21 protein-coding genes and 1 pseudogene are annotated in these 21,134 nt (G+C 62.0%); 7 read left to right on the forward strand and 15 right to left on the reverse strand.

Translation table 11 applies throughout. The annotated features are described in order from the left end of the window. Positions 1 to 13: 13 nt before the first annotated feature. From RQH62_RS19835 to RQH62_RS19855, 5 genes are read right to left on the reverse strand one after another with little or no spacing between them, the layout of a single operon-like run. Positions 14 to 1,048 carry a c-type cytochrome gene (locus RQH62_RS19835; RefSeq protein ID WP_311270380.1) on the reverse strand — a complete coding sequence of 345 codons (1,035 nt, stop codon included), beginning with the start codon at positions 1,046 to 1,048 and terminating at the stop codon, positions 14 to 16. Continuing rightward, positions 1,045 to 1,635: a cytochrome c oxidase assembly protein gene (locus tag RQH62_RS19840; protein ID WP_311270381.1), complete on the reverse strand. Its 591-nt coding sequence runs from the start codon at positions 1,633 to 1,635 to the stop codon at positions 1,045 to 1,047. Before RQH62_RS19840 ends, RQH62_RS19835 begins: the two co-directional genes overlap by 4 nt. Then, a complete protein-coding gene (locus RQH62_RS19845) occupies positions 1,632 to 2,012 on the reverse strand; it encodes a hypothetical protein (protein WP_311270382.1) in 381 nt (126 codons plus the stop codon). The genes RQH62_RS19840 and RQH62_RS19845 overlap by 4 nt, the downstream gene beginning before the upstream one ends. Continuing rightward, positions 2,009 to 4,531, reverse strand: coding sequence for a cytochrome c oxidase subunit I (gene ctaD, locus RQH62_RS19850; RefSeq protein ID WP_311270383.1), 2,523 nt, complete (start codon positions 4,529 to 4,531; stop codon positions 2,009 to 2,011). Before ctaD ends, RQH62_RS19845 begins: the two co-directional genes overlap by 4 nt. Further along, positions 4,528 to 5,499: a c-type cytochrome gene (locus RQH62_RS19855; protein ID WP_311270384.1), complete on the reverse strand. Its 972-nt coding sequence runs from the start codon at positions 5,497 to 5,499 to the stop codon at positions 4,528 to 4,530. The genes ctaD and RQH62_RS19855 overlap by 4 nt, the downstream gene beginning before the upstream one ends. Before the next feature lie 182 nt (positions 5,500 to 5,681). Here RQH62_RS19855 and RQH62_RS19860 point away from each other — a divergent pair, with 182 nt between their 5' ends. Further along, positions 5,682 to 6,338, forward strand: coding sequence for a sigma-70 family RNA polymerase sigma factor (locus RQH62_RS19860; protein WP_311270385.1), 657 nt, complete (start codon positions 5,682 to 5,684; stop codon positions 6,336 to 6,338). Positions 6,339 to 6,431: 93 nt separating this feature from the next. Continuing rightward, complete coding sequence (locus tag RQH62_RS19865) at positions 6,432 to 7,277, forward strand: formate/nitrite transporter family protein (protein WP_311270386.1); 846 nt, start codon at positions 6,432 to 6,434, stop codon at positions 7,275 to 7,277. A 7-nt stretch (positions 7,278 to 7,284) separates the two neighbouring features. Here the strand turns inward: RQH62_RS19865 and RQH62_RS19870 are convergent, their stop codons facing one another. Both RQH62_RS19870 and RQH62_RS19875 read right to left on the reverse strand, forming a co-directional pair. Then, positions 7,285 to 8,001, reverse strand: a complete 717-nt coding sequence (locus tag RQH62_RS19870) for a L,D-transpeptidase (RefSeq protein WP_311270425.1) — start codon at positions 7,999 to 8,001, stop codon at positions 7,285 to 7,287. Positions 8,002 to 8,037: 36 nt separating this feature from the next. Next, positions 8,038 to 8,145: pseudogene (locus RQH62_RS19875) on the reverse strand (peptidoglycan-binding domain-containing protein); the annotation flags it as partial. A 263-nt stretch (positions 8,146 to 8,408) separates the two neighbouring features. Between RQH62_RS19875 and RQH62_RS19880 the strand changes: the two are divergent. Continuing rightward, positions 8,409 to 8,951: a DUF882 domain-containing protein gene (locus tag RQH62_RS19880; RefSeq protein ID WP_311270387.1), complete on the forward strand. Its 543-nt coding sequence runs from the start codon at positions 8,409 to 8,411 to the stop codon at positions 8,949 to 8,951. An 8-nt stretch (positions 8,952 to 8,959) separates the two neighbouring features. Here RQH62_RS19880 and RQH62_RS19885 read toward each other — a convergent pair whose 3' ends face one another. The 4 genes from RQH62_RS19885 to RQH62_RS19900 form a co-directional block, all read right to left on the reverse strand. Further along, positions 8,960 to 10,384 (reverse strand): L,D-transpeptidase family protein, encoded by a 1,425-nt coding sequence (locus RQH62_RS19885; RefSeq protein WP_405053573.1) that lies wholly within the window; start codon positions 10,382 to 10,384, stop codon positions 8,960 to 8,962. Between the two features lie 64 nt (positions 10,385 to 10,448). Then, positions 10,449 to 11,087, reverse strand: a complete 639-nt coding sequence (locus RQH62_RS19890; protein ID WP_311270388.1) for a TIGR02281 family clan AA aspartic protease — start codon at positions 11,085 to 11,087, stop codon at positions 10,449 to 10,451. Further along, positions 11,084 to 12,415 (reverse strand): sorbosone dehydrogenase family protein, encoded by a 1,332-nt coding sequence (locus RQH62_RS19895; RefSeq protein WP_311270389.1) that lies wholly within the window; start codon positions 12,413 to 12,415, stop codon positions 11,084 to 11,086. The genes RQH62_RS19890 and RQH62_RS19895 overlap by 4 nt, the downstream gene beginning before the upstream one ends. Continuing rightward, positions 12,412 to 12,834 (reverse strand): DUF2231 domain-containing protein, encoded by a 423-nt coding sequence (locus tag RQH62_RS19900; RefSeq protein WP_311270427.1) that lies wholly within the window; start codon positions 12,832 to 12,834, stop codon positions 12,412 to 12,414. Before RQH62_RS19900 ends, RQH62_RS19895 begins: the two co-directional genes overlap by 4 nt. Positions 12,835 to 12,976: 142 nt before the next feature. Here RQH62_RS19900 and RQH62_RS19905 point away from each other — a divergent pair, with 142 nt between their 5' ends. From RQH62_RS19905 to RQH62_RS19920, 4 genes are all read left to right on the forward strand, one after another. Then, on the forward strand, positions 12,977 to 13,138 hold the full coding sequence (locus tag RQH62_RS19905) for a hypothetical protein (RefSeq protein ID WP_311270390.1): 162 nt from the start codon (positions 12,977 to 12,979) through the stop codon (positions 13,136 to 13,138). A gap of 140 nt (positions 13,139 to 13,278) precedes the next feature. Then, a complete protein-coding gene (locus RQH62_RS19910; protein ID WP_311270391.1) occupies positions 13,279 to 13,506 on the forward strand; it encodes a hypothetical protein in 228 nt (75 codons plus the stop codon). Positions 13,507 to 13,555: 49 nt separating this feature from the next. Next, positions 13,556 to 14,740, forward strand: coding sequence for a DNA glycosylase AlkZ-like family protein (locus RQH62_RS19915; protein WP_311270392.1), 1,185 nt, complete (start codon positions 13,556 to 13,558; stop codon positions 14,738 to 14,740). 138 nt (positions 14,741 to 14,878) lie between these two features. Next, entirely contained in the window at positions 14,879 to 15,712 is an 834-nt protein-coding gene (locus RQH62_RS19920) for a transglutaminase-like domain-containing protein (RefSeq protein ID WP_311270393.1), read from the forward strand. Positions 15,713 to 15,988: 276 nt separating this feature from the next. Here RQH62_RS19920 and RQH62_RS19925 read toward each other — a convergent pair whose 3' ends face one another. The 4 genes from RQH62_RS19925 to RQH62_RS19940 are packed head-to-tail and all read right to left on the reverse strand — an operon-like array spanning position 15,989 to position 20,621. Beyond that, positions 15,989 to 16,759: an SDR family oxidoreductase gene (locus tag RQH62_RS19925; RefSeq protein WP_311270394.1), complete on the reverse strand. Its 771-nt coding sequence runs from the start codon at positions 16,757 to 16,759 to the stop codon at positions 15,989 to 15,991. A gap of 12 nt (positions 16,760 to 16,771) precedes the next feature. Further along, positions 16,772 to 19,276: a DNA ligase D gene (gene ligD, locus RQH62_RS19930; RefSeq protein WP_311270395.1), complete on the reverse strand. Its 2,505-nt coding sequence runs from the start codon at positions 19,274 to 19,276 to the stop codon at positions 16,772 to 16,774. Then, positions 19,276 to 19,749: an MgtC/SapB family protein gene (locus tag RQH62_RS19935; RefSeq protein ID WP_311270396.1), complete on the reverse strand. Its 474-nt coding sequence runs from the start codon at positions 19,747 to 19,749 to the stop codon at positions 19,276 to 19,278. The genes ligD and RQH62_RS19935 overlap by 1 nt, the downstream gene beginning before the upstream one ends. Next, on the reverse strand, positions 19,749 to 20,621 hold the full coding sequence (locus RQH62_RS19940) for a Ku protein (protein WP_311270397.1): 873 nt from the start codon (positions 20,619 to 20,621) through the stop codon (positions 19,749 to 19,751). The genes RQH62_RS19935 and RQH62_RS19940 overlap by 1 nt, the downstream gene beginning before the upstream one ends. Between the last annotated feature and the right edge of the window lie 513 nt (positions 20,622 to 21,134).

Genomic DNA, 21,134 nt, shown 5'->3' on the forward strand with positions numbered 1-21,134 from the left:
CGGTCTGGCAAGCTCATGGTTCAGCGAAAGCGGCAGCGATCGCATCGATCTGATCCGGCGGAATCCGGCGCGCGATGACGGCCATGCCATCTGCGGGCTTGCGTGCGTCGATCACGGTCGGATCGCCCTGCCATTGGCGCAGACGGGCAGCGAGATAGGTTCGCTTTTGGCCGGACAGCGCAGGCGCGTCCTTGCCGGGCGCATGGCAATTGCCGCAGGCGGGAAGCTGCCGCGCCGGATCGCCTTTCGCTATGATAGGCAAGGTCGGGATTGGCCGCTGTGCAAGCCCCGGCATGGCGGCGAAATGCGCTGCCAGCCGCTCCATCTCTCCCTCGGTCAGTGTCGCAGCGGCCACCTGCATCGGCGCGCTCTTGCGAGTGCCAGACGCATAATTGCGCAGAGCCGCAAGAAGAGAGGCCGGTTTCTGGCCGCCCAGCACGGGAATATCGGCCTGGCCACGACCGCGCCCGTCGCTGCCATGGCAAGAGGTGCAGGCGGCCAGCGTGCCGGGGCGTGTGCCCGGCAGATCGACGGGCAGGGTTTCCTGAATCAGCGTGCGATATTGTTTCGGCGTCATGCCGGGCAGGCGGCGCACGAAACCGACCATCCGCCAGACCTCGTCATCGCGCTCCGCGGCGGGCCAGGGCGGCATGGCGGTGAATTTGACGCCGTGCCGGATGATCCAGAACAGTTCGCGATCGGTCCATTCCTGCGCGGTGACGGACAGATCCGGGGCAGGGGGCGTCGACGCCTGCATGACGGGGGATGGCTTCATGCCGGGCGCACCGTGGCAGACCTGGCAGGCCTGACGGAAATGGCCGGCGGCGCTGATCAGGTCGCGATCGGGCGCCTGGCCTTCGGGGGTCTGGAACGCCGAATAGGTCCGCACCGAATTGCGCATGACCCAATGCAGGAACCAGTCGGTGACTTTCCAGTGGCCCGAGGACGCCGATATCTGCATCGTGCCCGACCAGGCAAAGACCATGCCCGCCGCGAACAGGATGGCGATCGTCAGGATCACGCGTTTCCAGGTGATGCGGATGGTCATGCCGGCGCATCCTCCCTTGCCGTGAGCAATCCGGCGAGCAGGACGAGGCCGCCGATCATGTAGCTGGCGCCGCCGATGACTAGCATGATCACGCCGCCCAATTGCTGGTCGGCCAGCGTATCGAGGCCGAAATAGGTGCCGTGATGCGCGTAAAGCGGGCGCGGCGCGAGGCCGATCAGGACGCCCAGCAGGGTCATGTGCATGGAGGTCAACAGCAAGGCGCCGATGCCGGCGATCCGCTGTGGCGCATGCAGGACGGATGACCAGAGCAGCAGGCCAGCTACGAGGAAGCAGGCCTGTTCGATCGCCATGACCATCCACGATTCATGAGCGGCGGCGCGCAGGGCGGGCAGGTGCCAGAGCCAGACGGTGGCGAGTTCGACCAGCATCATCGCCATGGGAGCCACGATGTGCGGCAAACGCATCGCCGGGTCGGCGCGCGTGTCAGATATGCCAAAGGCGATCAGCGGCGCGGCGACAGCCACGGCGGTCATGTGGGCAACCATATGCCCGGTCATGCCCATGTCGCTGGCGATGAGGCCCAATGGCAAGAGCGCGAGGCCGGTGAAGAGACACGCCCGCCTCACAGGCAATCTCGCAGAAAGATGACGGGCAGGGACGTGAAGAGCACGCCTACGAAGCTGAGGCACGCGAGCAACAGCGTCGATTTCGCAAGGAAGCGCAGCCGGTCGATATCGGTAGAATCCTCATGCGGCGGGCTGGCGCCGGGTATGCGGCCCTGATTCCAGGCGATCCAGCCGGACAAAGCGATCAGGGTCAGGGCAAGGACGGTGCCGACGACGAACAGGGTAGGGAAGGTCGCAAAGGCGCCCGCCTTCGCGCAGGATATGGCCGCCCAAAGATAGGAGAAGAGGAAATGCCCCGCCCAGATGGTCGGCGGCACGATCAGCGTCCACAGCGTGACCTTCAGTCGTTCGGACCAATGGGGGCGGCGATCCGTCATGACAGGCTCGGGAACAGGCCGATGGTCGCATAGGCGACGATGGCGGTAAGGGCGAAAAAATGCATGTAGACGGTGACGTTTCGGATGTCGGCATCATGCTGCGGGTCCATCCGGCGGGCGATGCTGCGGGCCAGCGCATAACTCTGCATGATCGCGGCGATGCCCGCATGGGCGACCGTCCAGACGGTGAGCGTCCACACGATCGCCGGGTAGCTATGGCTTTCCGGGTCCATGCCGTGGGTCCATGGCCCGGCAAGCCCTGCGGCGATCCCGGCGAGGCTGGTCGCTATGCCCAGCATCAGCAACAGGCGCGCGATCCCGACGTCGCCGCGCGCATGGACTTCACGCGCGGCGATGGTGGCGAGCCAGCTTGTCACGCCGAGCACCAGCGCCACCATCGGCCAGTACATGCCCGGCCCGTCCGCCATGGCCATCGGTGGGAAATCGGCATGCCGGGTCCAGAAGAAATAATAGCCGAAGACCAGGCCCGAAAAGGCGGTCGCATCCGCCATCATGGTGATGAACATCGCCCACCATCCCGGCGCGGCGGGGCCGGAGATATAGAGCGGCAGTTCGATCCCATGGCCGATCGGCTTGCACGGCTTTTCCGGGATTTCGGCCGTGCCGGTCCACAGCCACCATATGGCGCAGGCCAATGTCGCAACCGCGCAGACCAGCGCCGCCCAATAGAGATGATAGGTGGTCAGGATGAAGACGCCGCCAAGCGACAGGGCGGTCAGGATCGGGGTGACGCTGGGCGTGCCGAGGCGGATGACCGCGAGCGGTCGGGCGTCGAGCACGGTCGTCACGATCGTTTCGCGACGGCCTTCCTCCGCGTCGGGCAGGAAAAAGCGGCCCTCGTCGACCTTCTGCACGAAATCCTTCTGATCCCAGATCGGGTAGCGGCTTTCGATAAGTGGAATGGATCGGATGCCCCAATCTTCGTCATCAGGATGCGCCAGCCATTCGAGCGTTCCGGCGCCCCAGGGATTGCGCTGCGCCTTCGCCCGGCGGGGCGAGAGGCACAGGTCCACGCAGATCACCGCCACGCCCGACGCGAACAGCCACGCTCCAAGAGTCGAGGCCATGTTGAGCCCGTCAAGCCCCAGTTCAGCCGGATAGGTGAAGACCCGGCGCGGCATACCCATGAGCCCCGAAAAATGCATCGGGAAGAAAGTGAGGTTCGCGCCGACGAACAGCATCCAGAAGGCGATGCGGCCGAGCCGGTCAGAGAGCTTCTTGCCTGTAATCAACGGCCAGTAATAATAGAGCCCCGCGAACAGAGGCAGCAGTGTGCCGCCGATCAGCACGTAGTGAAGATGGGCGACGATGAAATAGGTGTCATGCGCCTGCCAGTCGAAGGGCGCGACGGCGACCATCACGCCGGTCAGGCCGCCGATGACGAAGATGGCGAGGCTGCCCGTCGCATAGAGCAGAGGCGTGGACCAGGTGACGCGGCCCGCCCAAAGCGTCGCGATGAACGCGAATATCTGCACCGCCGTCGGGATCGCCACGGCTTCGGATGCAGCGGAAAAGAAGGCGAGGCTGATCTTGGGCAAGCCGGTCGTGAACATGTGGTGGACCCACAGGCCAAAGGACAGGAAGGCCGTACCCACCGCCGCCAGCACGATCCAGGGATAGCCCAGCAGATGGCGGTTGGAGAAGGTCGGCACCAGCATCGCGAACAGCGCGATGGATGGCAGGAAGACGATATAGACTTCCGGGTGGCCGAATATCCAGAACAGATGCTGCCACAGCAAAGGATCGCCACCCCGGTTCGCGTCGAAGAAGGGCCAGTTCAGCAGCCTTTCCATCTCGAACAATATGTCGCCCGCGATCAATGGCGGGAAGGCGAACAGGATCATCACTGCCACGACCAGGATGTACCAGGCATAGAGCGGCATGAGATTGAGCTGCATGCCCGGCGGCCGGCATTTGAGCACGCCCACGATCAGCTCGACGGCCGCTGCCACCGACGAGACTTCGATGAAGGACAGGCCCAGCATCCAGATGTCTGCGCCAAGGCCACTCAGGTCCGTTCGCGTGGTGAGCGGCGGGTACATGAACCATCCGCCATCAGGCGCGGCGTTGAAGAAGATGGAGCCGCCGACGAACACCCCACCGAGCAGAAAGGACCAGTAGCCAAAGGCCGAGAGGCGCGGAAAGGGCAGGTCGCGCGCGCCCAGCAGCTGCGGCAAGAGGATGATCGACACGGCCTCGAACATCGGCACGGCGAAGAGGAACATCATCATCGAGCCGTGCAGCGTGAAGAGCTGGTTGAACGTCCCTGCGCTCACCAGATCATTGTCGGGCACGGCCAGTTGCGTGCGCATGATGAGCGCCAGCACGCCAGCGAACAGCATGAAGGCGAAGGCCGTTAGCACATACCAAACGCCGACCCGGTTGTTGTTGCAGTCGGTCCAGCGCAGGAACAGGCCGCTGGGCGGCTTCCATACCGCGCGGAGCCGGTCTTCCTGTGCGGCGCGGAGCGCGGGATCGTCCTGATCGTGCAGGCTCATTTCATTCCCTTGAGATAATGAGCGATAGCGCTGGCATCCTCTTGGCTGAGCTGCGGATAGGCGGGCATGCGCACGCCGGGCTTGGCCTGCTGCGGCGTGCGGATGAAGGCGGCTATATTGTCGATGGTTGGCGGCAATATACCAGCGCCCAGCGTCAGCCGCTCGCCAAAGCGGCTGAGGTCGGGACCGATGGTGCCGACATGGGGCGTTCCACGGATCGTGTGGCAAGCGCCGCATCCCTGCGCGTCGAACAGAACGCGGCCAGGCGTAGCGATGGCAGGCAGCGGGACGACGGCGCGGGCATCGGCCAGCCATGTATCGAAGGCGGCCGGTTCCATCGCGATCACGTCGAACGCCATCAGCGCATGACTGAGGCCGCAAAATTCCGCGCAGACGCCACGATAGCGTCCCGGCTTCTCCGCCTTCACCACTAGCCGGTTGGTGCGGCCAGGGATCATGTCCATCTTGCCGGCAAGACCAGGGATCCAGAAACTGTGGATCACGTCTTTGGCCATCAGTTCGAATACGACCGTCCGGCCGACGGGTACGCGAATTTCGTTGGCCGAAGACAATGGTGGTGCATTATCGGACGGCCGATAGACAGCCCGCCACCAGAATTGCTCGCCTTCCACCCGGATTATCAGATCGCCCGGATCGGCCGGGCGGGGACGCATGGCAGGCAAAGCGTAAAGCAGGAGCGCAGTCAGAATGAGCGTCGGCCCGATCGCCCCGACCCAGAGGATCATGCGCATGCCCTGTTCATGGCTGAGACTATGCTCGGACGCACGGACGGCCCGAACATAGAGGGCGGCGGTGATTGCCAGGATGAGGATCGCGCCTGACGTCAGAATGATCGCGATGTGCCGGATTGCGCGCGCATCGGCACCAAATACTGCCAGCGTCGATTGCTGTGCATTACAGCCGGTCAGAGCAGCGACCAGCATGGTCAGAAGCAGCATCCGCGCCATTTGATGTGATAATCCCCTGTCGCTTCCCTGCGTTATATTCTCTCCCAACCCGTCAATTGTCGGGAGGTTCAAACATTTCTGCGGCGCAACAAACGGGCAATCGAAAATGGGGGCGACATGGGTGCCGGAACCGATACCCTATCGAAATGTTCATCTTCTAGAATAGTTTTGAAGGGAATTATATGTCGGACACCATCGCATCGCAGGCTGAGCCTGTCCGTCTTTCCGATGCCGCCTTCAAAGCAGATTTGACCAGGGTCGTCCCGCAGTTGCGCGCTTTCGCCCGCAGCCTCTGCGGCAGCCATGATCTGGCGGACGATCTTGTCCAGGAAACGATGATGAAGACTTGGGCCGCTCGGCAACGCTATGTCGCTGGCACGAATTTCCGTGCATGGACCTTCACGATCCTGCGCAATCACTATTTCAGCCTGACACGTCGCCGCCGCTTCACCGGCGACTGGGATGACCTGGTGGCAGAACGTGTTCTGGCCGCGCCCGCTTCGCAGGATACCAGTATTGAACTGCGTGACCTCATGCGCGCGCTTTTGCAATTGCCCGAGCCGCAGCGCGAAGCGTTGATCCTCGTCGGTGCCGGCGGCATTTCCTACGAGGAAACAGCCGAGATCACGGGCGTCGCTGTGGGTACGGTCAAGAGCCGGGTCGCGCGGGCACGGATGGCGCTCGAGGCCCTAATGGATGGTGGTGTGCTGGAAACGGCGCGCAGCGAATTTGATAATGAAGAAGATGCCGTTGTCAGCATTTTCGCCTATCTTGACCGCATTCAGACCCGTCAGTCGGCTCGACCTGGTGTGTCAAGGCTGTTGGCACTGGCCGCCTGAGCGGATGATGAAGCGGAGCAAGGTTCAATCCGGCCCCGCTTCCTGGCTTCGTCTGGGCTGTAGTCGATGACATCCGATCCGGATCAGTCGCCGATGGACGATCCCGGCGAGCCTGACGATGCCCTTTCGCCCGATGAGGCGCGGGATGTGCGAAGGCGGCAGGCCAGTTCGCATATGGTCGTGCATGAGGCCGTGCGGCTCCAGGGTGAGGAGGAACTGGCGCGGCCCGTCGTTGCTCTGCTGCTTTCGGGTCTCGCAGCTGGTTTGGCCATCACCATGTCGCTGCTCGCGGAACTCTATTTGCGTATGCGTCTGCCCGATGAGCGCTGGGCCGAACTTGTCTATCTGTTGGGCTATCCCGTCGGCTATGTGATCGTCATCATGGGGCGGCTACAGCTTTTTACCGAGAGCACTGTGACTGCTGTGCTCCCCGTGGCGGCACGGCCCAGCATTGCCGGGCTGGCGCGGCTTGCAAGGCTGTGGTCTGTCGTATTGACCGCGAACCTCATCGGCGTGCTGATCGTGGTCGCGCTGATGGCGGGTGAGGTCATCATCACGCATGAGCAGCGGCTCGTGGCGATCGATATCCTGCAAAAGGTACCCGCGCAGGAGGGCTTCAAAACGCTGACTCTGGGTATCCCGGCGGGCTTCTTGATGGCATCCATCGCCTGGCTCCTGCCCAATGCAAAAGGCAGTGAATTCTGGGTCATCTCTTTATTGACCTATGTCATCGCGCTTGGCGGCTTCAGTCATGTCGTGACCGGCTTTTCGCAGACTGCCTTTCTCTGGCTGAACGGTTCCATGACGGTTGCGGACATGCTGCTCGACTTTCTTCTCCCAGCGCTTGCCGGGAACATCATTGGAGGCACCGGTCTCTTCGCAGTGTGGGCGCATGGCCAGATGCGGGGTGATAGCGAGGCAGCGGACGAGAAAAACTAACGAGTTCTCATTCCTGAAAAATGACCTGCGTTGAAGTGCTGGTCATCTGGGCCAGACGGGCCGCATCCCAGTTGCTCAGGCGAACGCAGCCATGGCTTTGCGAGCGTCCGATCCGGGCCGGTTCGGGCGTGCCATGAATCCCATAATGGGGCTTGTCGAGGTCGATCCAGACTACGCCGACGGGGTTGTTGGGGCCGGGTTGCAACACGGCTTTACCGTCACTTTCGGCGGCATCCCAGAACAGGTCCGGATTATAATGAAAGGTCGGCAGGAAGGCGATCGCCTCAATGGCCCATTGGCCGATCGGCAGGGGATCATGGTCGCTTCCGGTCGTCGCGGGAAATTGCGCAACAACGCGGTTCTGAGCGTCAAAAACCTTGAGCAGGCTTTCGGACTTGTCGACGACGATCTTCGCGGCCTGGGGCTGTCGCGCGCTGATGTTGAGCGTCGCGAGCGTGTCGCGCCATTGCGGCGACAGGCTGTTGTCATAGGCCCTATCGGCCGGGATCAGGCTTGGCAGTCGCAGTTCCATACCGGCCTGCGGCGCCTTGAGTGCCGGATTGAGCGCGAGCAAAATTTGCGGCGTCGTATGGAAGCGCTCGGCAAGCCGTTCCACGATATCGCGATACCCCAGATTGGGCAGAGTGGCCTTGTCGACGATCTTTGCAGGAATGTCGGGCGTGAAATCGGCTGCGAGGGCATCATCCTTCAGCACCATGGTCATGAGGGCAGGGGCATCGTCCTTGTCGAGAGCGGCCCGTGTCGCATCATCAAGCTCACCGGTTTGTGTCAGGCCTTGCGCAGCCTGATAGCCCGTCACCGCCGCTGTGAAGAAACGTCCCTTACGCCCGTCGATGACCCCTGGGCCAAAGCCCGCCCGGTCCTACTGGACCTGAACGCGAAATATAGACGGATCAATGTTGGTCGCCCGGAAGGCGGAGGAGGGGGCTTGTGGCGGGGTCGGCACCTCTGCGCCAGCCGTCATCTGCATAAGGCCAGCGGTGGCCAAAATCAGACAGTGCCATGGAACCCACCTTTTCATTCGGAAAATGCACCCTATATCTCAGTGAGATAAGTAACGCGCGGGTGCGGCTTTATCTCCCTGACACGATTTCGGGACGAACGACTACCATGTTGATGGATAGACGGGCGGTGCTGCTGGGCGCCGCTGCTTGTGGTGCAGCGCAGCTTTTTCCTGCCACCACATGGGCTGCTCTGCCGGAGCGGCGCCTGTTGTTTCGCAATGCGCACAATGGAGAGAAGGTAGACGTCTGCTATTTTTCGGGCGGACGACTGCGGGCTTCGGGGATTGCGGAACTCAATCATTTCCTGCGCGACTGGCGCACCGGGGAAGTGACCCGCATGGATACCGATCTGTTCGATACGCTGGTGCAACTGCATGCGGCGACAGGTGCGGACAAGCGAGCCTATTTCACGCTGATCTCCGGCTATCGCTCACCGAAAACCAACGCCCGGCTGCATCGCGGCAGCCATGGCGTTGCGTCGAAGAGCCAGCATATGCGGGGCAAGGCAGTGGACATCCAGCTTCGCAATGTCCGCCTTGCCAACCTTCAGAAAGCGGCACTGTCCCTGAAGGCTGGAGGCGTCGGCTATTATCCCGATGACGGGTTCGTCCATGTCGATACCGGGGCAGTGCGCCGCTGGAACGGCTAGCTCGCGGCTCAGGGGCCGATATCGCTCCCTGAGCCACGCAGGCGCGCGCCGCTGCCGGCCTTGAAGCCGAGCGCGACCGAAACCCTGTCGTTCCAGCCATAAGGATCGGCGCGCACCACCGGTTCGCCCTGATCATCGAACAGCACGGTCTGGTAGAGTAGGCGAACCGGTATCTCGCGGGGCAGGGGGACGAAGCTCTCCTTGCCCGTAGCACGGGCCTTGTTCCATTGATCCGTAATGCCCGCGTCCTGCGCCAGCATTGCGGCAAAGCCCTCTGCATCTTCGACCCGGACGCAGCCATGGCTGCGCTGGCGCTGTACTTCTGCAAACAACTGCTTCGCTGGGGTATCGTGCAGATAAATCTGATGCTCGTTCTTCATGTCGAACTTGACGAGGCCAAGGGAGTTTTTGGGCCCTGGCTGCTGGACGATCCACCCATCCTTGCGGACCATATTGTTGCGTCGCATATAGGCCGCGCCTTTTCCGGCGATCTCCTTGCGCTCGATCGAGCGGGGCACCGTCCAGGTCGGGTTCGCCACCAGCCGATAAATGGGTGATCCTAGCTGCGGGGTTTCGGTGTCGGGCTCACCGACCACGACCTTGCGGACATTGGCGAGCTTGCCCTCGCGCCAGTAACTCAGGCGCGCGGCGGCGAGGTTTACGTCGATCCGCGTGGCGGGCGGATTGCGATCGAGCCAGCGTGTGCGTTCCATGGCGACGGCGATGGCGCGCGCGCGATCCGCATCGGACAGGTTCAGGATTTCCAATGCCTGACTGCCGATCGAACCATCGGGCTTGATACCGAAATCCTGCTGCATCCGCTTGATCGCCTGCACCATCGGCTCGCTGTAGCGCTCGCCGCCCGCCTGCCCCTTGTCGAGATAGTCGGACGCGACCAGTTGTCGCGCGATGGCGGGAATGCGGCCATCGCTCTGTCCCGGCTCGATGGCTTTGCTCGTGGCAGGGATAGCCGTAGCGGGCGCGTCCGCCTGCCGGCTCAGCGCCACATAGGCTTTGGAGAGCGCACGATATTCCTCACTCTGCGGCGCAAGGCTTTCCAGCCAGTCGGACAGCTTGCCGTCCGCCATCGCTCTGGCAAGGCCCGCGCGCAGATCAGGGTTCGAGCGCGGGACCGTGTAGACGTCATAGAGTGTCGTGGGGTCGCTCACGCCGTGGGCCAGAGCAGCGGCATAACGCAGCGCAAGCTCCGTCTGCGCCTCCGGTCCGTCGCCCTTGGCCTCGAACTTGAAATGGTCGAGGCCATGCTGGTTACGGCGGTCGATCGCTTCGCGCAGCTGGCGCAGATTGCCGTCCGTCCACTCTGCCTGCCCAGCCGATGCCGTTCTGTTCTGGGTCGTGACGATGTCGCAGGCGACGAGTGGCAGGGACAGGGCAAGGATCGAACCAGCAATCAGAAATCGGCGTAGCATCATATTCCCTTCACACCAGACAGGATCAACGCGCCACGGCGCTTTGCGCTCCGGCTTGGCGTCGCTATCAGGGGGATGCGGGGACCAGGATCAAGGTTCTGCCTTCGACCCGCCAGGAGGCGAGTTGCGACAAGAAGTTCATGCCCAATATGTCGATCGGGCCAAGCGCATGAGAAATGACGGTCTTGAGGTTGCGCGCCTGTATGGAGCCGACGGTGAGGCGGTCGATCGAACCAGTTTCAGCCCGCACTGCGCCATTGGCGGTCTGAAGAACGACCGGCATCAAGCTGGTCCCCTTGACCACATTCGCTTGGGCCGCGGTCTCCTCGGATATGGCCGAGATGGTCGCGCCGCTGTCGATCAGCATGCGGCGCTGGACCCCATTGATCGACACCCGTGCCCAGAAATGGCCATCGGGGCTCATGGCGATGCGCACATCTTTGCCGGTCACGCGCTGGTCGTCGAGGCCGAGCTGTGCCCTGATCCGAGAGAGGGTCGGATCGAACGGCGCCTGCTGAAACAGAAAGAAGAGGCAGAGCGCCAGCAACCCGACCGAGAACAGCGTGCGCAAGATGCGGCCGACGAACGGGATGTTGAACAGGATGATGAGGACGACAGCAGCGGCCACGGCGTAGATCGCCAGTTGTTGCCATTCAGGGTTGGCGCTGATCTCGACTGGTCCGCGCCAGCGCAGGGCTGCGATCATTGCGCGGGCGCGAAACGGGCTTGGACGGGACGGGCGGGCGCGACCCGCCAGACCGTGTTCGACAGGTCGTCGGCGACGATCAGGCTCCCGCGCGACGGATCATAGGTCACGCCGACCGGGCGGCCGCGTGCGTGCCCGTCCTTGATGAAGCCGGTCAGGAAATCTACTGGCTTGCCTGCCGGCAGACCATTGGCGAACGGCACCCATACGACCTTATAGCCGGACAGATCCTGTCGGTTCCAGCTGCCATGTTGCCCGACGAAAGCGCCCTGCGTGAAGGACGGGCCAAGGCCGGTCCCGGTTACGAAGCTGAGGCCGAGCGCAGCAACATGCGAGCCCAGAGCATAGTCTGGGCGGATCGCCTTTTCGACCATCTTTGGGTTTTGGGGATGGACGCGCGGATCGATATTGTTGCCCCAATAGCTGTAGGGCCAGCCGTAGAAGGCGCCGGGGCGCACGGATGTCAGATAGTCCGGCACAAGCTGCGGCCCCAGCTCATCCCGCTCGTTCACGACCGACCAGAGCGCCTGCGACTGCGGATTGATGGCAAGCGCCGTGGGATTGCGGATGCCGCTGGCATAGGTGCGATGCGCGCTGGTCGCGCGGTCGATTTCCCAGATGACGGCGCGATCCTCTTCGACCGCCATCCCGCGCTCGCCCACATTGCTGTTCGAGCCAATGCCGACATAGAGTTTCGTGCCGTCGGCGCTGGCCGTCAGCGCCTTGGTCCAGTGATGGTTGAGGCGGGACGGCAGCTTGGTGACTTCCTGACCGGGGGTGGCGATCCGTGTTATGCCATCTCGATAGGGGAAACGCAGCAGGGCATCCTGATTGGCGACGTAGAGGCTGCCGTTCACGAATGCGAGGCCATAGGGCGCATTGAGGCCGTCAATGAAGGTGGTGCGCACCTCCGCCTTGCCATCGCCATCGGCATCGCGCAGCAGCGTGATGCGATTGCCGCCCTTTACCGGCGTCTTGCCTAAGCTCTTGATATAGCCCGCGATCACATCCTTGGGGCGCATGAGCGGGGCGCTGCCGCCTGACCCTTCTGCCACCAGGATGTCGCCATTGGGCAAGACAAGCGTCTGGCGTGGCACCTTGAGGCCGGTTGCCAGTGCGGTCACGGTGAAGCCCTGTGGCGCGGTCGGGCTTTCGCCATCCCAGCCCTCGGGCGTCGCGATCCTGATCGGCGGCACAAGCGTTTGACGCTTTCCCGGAAGGTCGGGATTGGCGCCGGTCTGGTCAAGCCCAGGCTGGCTGCTGCCGCATCCGGCCAGCGCGAGCGTGATAAGGGCTGCATAAAGGCTGCGCATAGGAGTGATGCTCATCGTGCCATCTCCCGAACGGTGCGGTGAGCGACCCAACTGGCCGTCAGGGCAAGGGCCGCGCTGATGATCGACAGGATGAGACCGGTGACGCCAACCGAACTCCAGGCGTCCTGACTATGCTGGAACGCGTTCACCAGACCCGCAATCCACATGATGGCGATCAACCCCGCGTAGATCAACGATGGCCGCCGATGCGCCCGACGCCGGGAGACAACCGCGAGAATGATGCTCCAGATCAGCACCAAACCGCCACCCAGCAGGGCGCCCACGATCAACCAGGAGGAGAAATTGGTCCACTGGATTTCTGCGGTCTGAAGATAGGTGATGTCGGTCACCAGCGCGAGCGTGAACAGCGCCACGGGAAAAGCGAGGAGCAGGCCATGCAAGGGATGCAGAAAGGGCCTGAAGCCCATAGGCATATTGGGCAAGGATGGTCTCCTGCTCGAATGGGAATAAGGAAAGAATGCGCCGGCTACTCAAATGGTTGCGGCAATGACGCCGCGTCTAGCGGTCCCGGCCATAATCCCATAGGCGGGGTCGCTCCGTCGAGGTCGCAGCATCATGGTGCCCGCCCGAAGCCCGGCGGTTCATCTCGCCAAGAACGGCCTGATCGAGGGATGCGTTCTGATCGGTGTCAGCTATCAGCAGGAAAGCCTCGACCAGATCCTGATCGCCCCATGTCTTGATGTTTCGCTGATCGGTTTCATGTCCGGACATGTGTGATCCTCCTGATGCCGGCGCTGTCGCGGCTTGTACGGCAGAACCATGCGCGCGGGCCTGTGTTCCCATTGTTTGATGCAGATCAGCACGCTTTTCCTGCGCGGAACAGAGCATCCTGACGGCAGTTCTGACTAAAGAGGAGAATGATGATGCATAAGGAAAAGGAAGATGGTGAAGTTGTAACGCACATGTCTACGACAGAAGCGCGCAGCGGTTCGCCAACCCGAATGACGCGAAACATATTGATGATCAGCCTGATCCTGGTGGCGATCCTGTTGTTCATTGCCGTCGGCTTCGGGTTCTTTGAGACAGGCCAGACGGGCGCTGACACGATCAATGCTGACAATACCGCCGCCGGCTCTGTTAATTGAAGCGACCATGCAATTGCGTTGACCCGAGTGCGTATCTAACCCTTGAGCCGTGACAGCGATCGAACATATCGGACAGCCACAGGCGCGGCGCATCGCCTTGGGCGCTCAAGGGTTTGGGCAGAAGCGTTCTAGTGCGGCCGGGCGCCATCATCTGCGGCATTTATTGGGCAGGCTTCATCTTCACCAGATCGATAGCGTCAATGTTCTCAGCCGGGCCCATTATCTCCCCGCCTTTTCGCGGCTGGGATGTTATGATCGCACGGCATTGGACGCCCTTGCCTGGGGCAAGCCGCGGGAACGCAAACTTTTCGAATATTGGGCGCATGAGGCATCGCTTCTGCCGGTCGAATTTCAACTGCTGCTTCGCTGGCGCATGGCGCAGGCCGATCGCGGGGAGACCGGCTGGACAGGCATGCGGGTCTACGCGACCGAGCGGCGTGGTGAGGCGATGGCGCTCCTCGATCGAATTAGGATCGACGGACCTATGGCGGTATCGGATTTCGAATCGCACAAGGGCCAGACGGGATGGTGGGAGTGGAGCGATACCAAGCGTGCGCTCGAATGGCTGTTCTGGGCCGGGCACATCACTACGGCCAGCCGGCGCGGCAATTTCGAGCGAGTCTATGACCTGACAGAGCGGGTGATCCCTGCGGCCATTCTGAACCAGCCGACACCATCGGACTTTGATGCGCATCGCGCCTTGATCCAATGTGCAGCGCAGGCGCATGGCATCGCGACCAGCGGCGAGCTGCGGGACTATTTCCGCCAGTCACCGCGCGATGCCATGCCCGCGATCCATTCGCTTGCCGAAGAAGGGATATTAGTGCCCGTCCATGTGCCCGGCTGGCGTCATGCCTGGCTGCATAGGGATGCGCGGCGTCCCCGCCGCATTGACGCACAGGCGCTTCTCGTGCCTTTCGACCCGCTGATCTGGGAGCGCGATCGCACGGAGCGACTGTTCGGGTTTCGCTATCGCATCGAAATCTATGTCCCTGCCGAAAAGCGGGGATATGGCTATTATGTCCTGCCCTTCCTGCTAGGCGACAGCTTGGTCGCGCGCGTCGATCTCAAGGCGGATCGCAAGGCTAGTAGGCTGATAGTGCAGTCTATGCACTTCGAACTGGGGGCACCATCGGACAGCCGTGACGCTTTGGAAGAAGAATTGGCGCGAATGGCCCAATGGCTGGGTCTTGGCGATTGGGCGATGGCGCCATCATCACAGGCAAACCTCTAAATCCGGTCAGTGTCATCTCCTGTGGTAATGGCGGAATGGACTTCCCATCTCCCAACCCATGAAGGACTTGATGCCGATCGGCGAAATCACGAGTATAGGCGTGTCTGGTAGATATAGTTGCCGGCGGGAGGTCATCGCTTGACCAGTCTCCCTGAGACGATCGGATATATCGGACTGCTCGATGACGAGGACATTGAGCTGGATAGCGCTGCGTTGGCGCTCAGTTCGCTCGATCATGAAGGCCAGGATCTTGAACCCTATCTGGAACAGCTGCGCCAGATCAGCGCCGCGGTCGAGGCTGCTTGCAAACAGCGCGTCGCAACAGATTTGGCGTCCGGGGAAGGGCAGGGGACGTTGCTCGCAGAGGTGATTGGCGAACAACTGGGTTTCGTCGGCGATCGCGACAGCTATGACGCGCCGATCAATGCCGATATGATCCGGGTTCTCGATCGACGCCGTGGCTTGCCGGTCAGCCTTTCAATTCTGTATGTCGCGGCTGCGCGACGTATGGGCTGGCGCGCGGACGCGCTCAATACGCCCAGCCATATGCTGGTGAGCATAGGCCCGCAGGAAGCGCCGGCCCTGATCGATCCGTTCAACGGCGGTCGGCTTGTGCGGCCGGAGCAACTGCTGGCCTTGCTCGAACAGGTGTCGGGCGCAGGCGGCTGGCCGAGCGAGACGCACGTCGCCCCCATGTCGAACCGCATGACTCTTGTGCGCCTGCTCCTCAATCAGGCCAGCCGCGCAGAGCAAGCGGGCGATGCGCTCCGCGCCAGGGCGCTGTACGAGCGCATGACGGTGATGGCGCCGGACCATGACGCGGGCTGGTGGGAATTGGCCCGTCTTCAACTCGTCCATCGCGAAGTTGACAAGGCGCGAGCCAGCCTGGGGGCTATGCTGGAAGTCACCAGAGATATAGAGCGTCGAGCTCATATCCATGCCGCGCTCGCTCGCCTGACGACTGGCGATTGATTGGGCTGGGCGTGGCGATGCAGCCCGGCCATGATCGGCCCGAAGGCCTGAAACAGAGCTGATAAAAATAGGGCGTTATTGGCGGGAACTGCAACCCTTGCTGCAGGTTATTGACGGTGTCGGACCGATCAATTTGCCCCCCGCTCGATCCGTTCGGCTCCCATAGAGGCCCCGCCATCCCCCCGGCGGGGCCTCATTCTTTTTGGGCGATGCGGCCATCATGGAAATGCCGATCGATCCGGCGTGCTGAACGATGCGCGTAACCAGACGATAATATCAGTGGGCGTAGATCATCTTGCGGGTCATGCCGCCATCGACGGTTATCTGCTGACCTGTGATGAATTTTGCCCCGTCCGAGGCTAGGAAAAGAACAGTCGCAGCGATATCGCCAGGCTCACCAACGCGGCCGGCCGGATGTTGCTCCCTGTCAATATCGCGGTGTTCCACAGCCTCTCTGGCTTCTGCTTTAGCCCATGGCCTTGTCTCAATCCATCCTGGCAGGATCGCATTGACCCGGATGTCGGGGCCAAGGCTGATCGCCAATGCATGGGTCATAGCGCAGATCGCGCCCTTTGCAGCGGCATAGGCTTCTGTATGCGGCTCCGACTGCAATGCGCGGGTCGATGCCATCATGACGATCGCGCCCTTGCGCAGGCGCAGCAAGGATACCGCACTGCGGACCATCAGAAAGGCGCCGGTGACATGACTGTCCTGCCATGACTGCCATTTCTTGAGATCCAGCTGCTCGATCGGCCCGCTCACCGGATTAGCCATGCCGGCGTTGGACACCAGCAAATCGATACCGTCCTGTTCGCCGCTACCCTCCTGCCATGTTGCGATTTTCTGGAACGCTTTTTCAACATCCTTCTCGCTGGCGACATCGGCGCGGATCAAGATGAGATGGGAAGAAGGCATCTCCGTGGTTAGATCGCGAACGGCCTCGGCGTCTCGGTCGATGACGGCCACGCGCCAGCTTTGCGCTAGCAGGGCCTGCGCGATACCTTTTCCAATGCCTTGCGCCCCTCCGGTGACGATGGCTGTTTTCAAGGGCTTTCCTTCCTAAATTTCCGGCAGGCTCTGAGCCGCGAAGCCCCAGCCTTTGAGTTTGGTGGTTCGTTTCAGCAGCGCTTCGGCATCGTCGATCGAAAAGGGATGGGCATCATTCATGCCCACCAGTTCGCGCCAATCGATCGGCACGGCGACTGGGGCGCCCGGACGGGCGCGGGCGGAGTAGGGCAGGATCGCTGTACTGCCACGCTGGTTGCGTAGCCAATCGATGAAGATGCGCCCCTTGCGTTTGGCCTTGCTCATCGTTGCGGTGAAGCGCTCGGGCTCCGCCGCGCTCAGCGCCTGGGCGAAGCGGGACGCGAAATCCTTATGTGTGTTCCAGTCATGGCCTGGCCTGAGAGGGACGACGACATGCACGCCCTTGCCGCCCGAAAGCATGGCGAAGGAGACAAGGCCTATATCGGTCAGATGATCGCGTATGTCAGCAGCCGCCTGCTTCACGATCTCGAAATCGAGCCCCTCATCGGGATCGAGATCGAAGATCATCCGCTCGGGTTTCTCTACCGCATCCGCGCGGCTCGCCCAGCCATGAAATTCGATCGTACCCATCTGGACGCAGGCGAGAAGGCCATCGGCATTCTCGACATAGATATAATCTTCCGACCCGCCGTTCTTTTCCCGGATCGGCACCTGTCGAACGGCGTCGCCCAGCGCGCCGCTGTCATGTTTCTGGAAGAAGCATTTCTTGGCCCGCCCTTGTGGGCAGCGCACAAGGCTGACCGGCCGGTTAGCGGCGAACGGCAGCATCAGCGGCGCAATGCTGGCATAATAGTCTGCCAGTTCGCCCTTGGTCTGCCCGCTGTCGGGAAAGATGACCCGCTCGCGGCTGCTGATCGTGATGTTGCTTGGCGGCGCGGGGGTGGGAGTAGGTTTTTCGGGCTTTACCGTTTTGGCTGGCTTGTCAGCCCGTAGGCCCAGGAAACTGCCGTGGCGCACGCGACCGTCGCCTGTAAATTCAGCGAATGCAACTTCGGCGATCAGCTTTGGCTTGATCCAGGTCGCGCCGCGCGCCTCGACGCGCGGAACCTCTGCTGCGGCCTTCTCGCTTACAAGCGGAGCCATGGCCTTGGCGAGGTCGTCCATCGTGGCGCTGTCGAAGCCGGTACCGACCTTACCTTTGTAGACCAGCGCCTTCCCCTCATACTGGGCGAGCAACAGGGAGGCGAACGGCCGCGCATTGGCCTTGCTCTTCGACCAGCCGATGATCACGAACTCCTGCCGCCGTGTGCATTTGACCTTAACCCAGTTGCGCGTTCGCGCGCTGCGATAGGGAGCGTTGGCGCGTTTAGAGATAATGCCTTCCTGCCCCGCCTCGCAAAGCGACCGGAACAGCGTTTCCCCCGCGCCCAGTATATGGTCGGAGACATGGATGGGAGTATCGGCGTCGGATAGCAGTGCCTCCAGCCGCTCCTTACGCTCGATCGTCGTCAGCCCTTTCAGATCCTGCCCGTCGAGCGACAGGAGATCGAAGGCGAACAGATGCAAGGGATGGTCGGCATCTTCCGCGCCATGTCCACGCTTCAAAGCGTTCTGCAGCGTTGAGAAATCCGGATTGCCATCGCCGTCCAGCGCAACCACTTCGCCATCGATCAGGCAGGGGGGCAAGTCCAGCGCGGCGATCGATGCGACCAGCGACCCGAACTTTTCGGTCCAGTCGAGGCCGTTGCGAGTGTAGAGCGTGACCTTCTTCCCGCTCGCCGCGATCAAGGCGCGATAGCCGTCATATTTGATCTCGTGCAGCCAATCGTTGCCAGTCGGCACGGCGTCGACCAGCGTTGCGAGCTGGGGCTTCACGAAGCGGGACAGGGCGGCGGAGCGGGCTTTGCGCCTGGGGGCGATCTTCGCATTATGATTTTCGGCTGCCTGCATTTTCGCGGAAAAGGTCTTGCCCTTCGCGCCCTCAAGCGATTGCTCGCCGCCCTTGTCCGCTTCGATCTGCGCCATGGAGCGGTCGGTCAATATGCTGGTGAGCGCCCGTTCGACCAGCGCGTCGCCCGACCCAGCCTCCTTGTCGTCGATCTTGCGCAGCAGCCAGTTCTCGCGTTTTTCCTTGGGCCGGCCTTTCATCCGCACGAGGAGCCATTCGCCCTTCATCCGCTCGCCATGCAGGATGAAGTGCAGATGCCCGTCCTTGATATCGTCCGCGCTCTTGCCCGCGATCGGCTCCCAGGTGCCGCGATCCCACAGCATGACCGTGCCGCCGCCATATTCACCCTTGGGGATGGAGCCTTCGAACGTCCCATAATCGAGCGGGTGATCTTCAGTCCGCACCGCCAGCCGCTTGTCGGCGGGATCGATGCTCGGCCCCCTGGTCACGGCCCAGCTTTTGAGCACGCCGTCCATCTCCAGCCGGAAGTCCCAGTGCAGTCGGGTCGCGGCATGCTTTTGCACGACGAAGCTGTTACCGCCGGTTTTGGCGACCTTGCCTCTGGGCTCGCGCGTCCGCGCGAAGTCGCGCTTGGCATTATAGGTGGAAAGGGCGTCTTTAGCGGCCATCAGTCTTTCCGATCCTGCGGATCGAGCCAGCGCCGTTCGAGGATGCCAAGCAGGGACAGCATGATGACGGCGATGACGGTCGCGCTCACCACCAGCGGCCATAACGCCGCGCCGCAGGCGATCCCGATGACCGCCGCCAGCCAGATATGGGCGACCGTCGTCAGATTCTTGATCTCGCCCTTGCTGAAGACGATCAGCCCCGCCGCTATGATACCGGTGAATGCCGCGGAAGCCTCGAACACGCGGAGCGGATCGATATTTCCCTCACCCCGCAATTCGAGATGGAGGGCTATGGCGCAGACGGTCATCAGCGCGGAGGTAAAGCAGATAAGCCCATGGGTGCGCATCCCCGCCGCGTGGCCGCGCAGTTCCCTGTCCAGCCCGAGCAGCAGGCCGAGGACCGCCGCAACGCCCAGACGAAGCAGGGCCGGCCCGTCGATCAGGTGGAGCGGCGTGTCGGGATTGAGTTCCATCAGGCGCTCTTGCGCTTGGGTGCGGCCTTCTTCGTCGCGGTTTTCGGCTTGGTCGCCGTCTTCTTCGCTGGTGTGCTTTTCGCCCCGCCGGCGGACTTCTTGAGCGCGGCCATCAGGTCGATGACATTGCCGGCCTTCCGTCCCGTCGGTTCGTCATCGACATCCTCGATGATCCGCTTGCCCTTGGCCTTTTTCTTCTTGTTGATCAGCCGGTGGAGCGCATCGACATAGCGGTCGTGAAACTCGTCCGGCTTGAAAGGGGCGGTCTTCTTGTCGATGATGCTGACGGCAAGATCGAGCATATCCTCGTCTGCCGTATCAGCCGGCAGTCCCTTGAAATAGCTCTGCGCCTTGTTCACCTCATCGGCATAGCGCAGCACTTCGAGCACTAGCCCCCTGCCGCAGGGCTTCAGGGACACAAGCTGCTCGCGGCCGCGCACCGACAATTGCCCAAGGCCCACCTTCCTGGTCTGGCGCAGCGCGTCGCGCAGCACAGCATAGGCCTCTTCGGCCAGATCGTCTGCCGGGACTACGAAGTAAGGCTTCTCATAATAGAGAACGTCGATCGCATCGGCTTCGACGAACTGGACAAGATCCAGCGTCTTTCGGCTCTCGATCTTGACCGCCTCGATCTCCTCCTGCTCCAGGAGAACATAATTGCCCTTGGAAAGCTCGAAGCCCTTGAGGATCTCGTCGCGGTCGACGGGGCCGACCCCGCTCACCACCTTTTCATAGTGGATGGGCTTGCCGGTCGGTTCGTGGATCTGGCGGAAGGAAACCGCCGCGCCGGACTTGGTCGCAGGATAGATTTCTACCGGGATCGATACGAGAGCGAGTTTGATCTGACCCTGCCAATATGCGCGCGTTGCCATGAGAGACCTCCGGCAGACTTAGCGAGCAGCATTTGCTTTGGTTCCTTGTAGGAACAAGCCAATATGAACCGCGCCTCCCAATGTTTTGATAAGACCCTCGCTTAAACCTCTGACCTTGACGAGCCGATCATCAGCCCACCGCAAAACCTGTTGGGAAACATATTTTTTTAACCAAATTCGGGACACAGGCGGGGATGAACCCAGGGGCAGCATAACATTGGCCGAGATCGATACACTGCGCTTGTGCAGCCTGCTCAACACGACTGCCTTCGGCTTCGTGTTCCTGCTGCTATGGCGTGGCCGCCGACAGGATGATCATCTGCTTTACTGGTCCTTGAGTTCGTTTCTGTACGGCGGGGTGATGATCGGTTTTGGCCTGTGGGGCGAGCATGGGATTGTTCATGGGACAATTCTCCTAATGCTGCTCGCCTGGAGTAATGTGCTGGCCGTGACGGGCCTTCGGCATTTTCAGGCGCGGCCCGTGCTCGAACCCTGGATGGCAGCGCCGCCTCT

The organism is Sphingobium sp. WCS2017Hpa-17 (assembly GCF_031843765.1).
Lineage (GTDB): Bacteria > Pseudomonadota > Alphaproteobacteria > Sphingomonadales > Sphingomonadaceae > Sphingobium.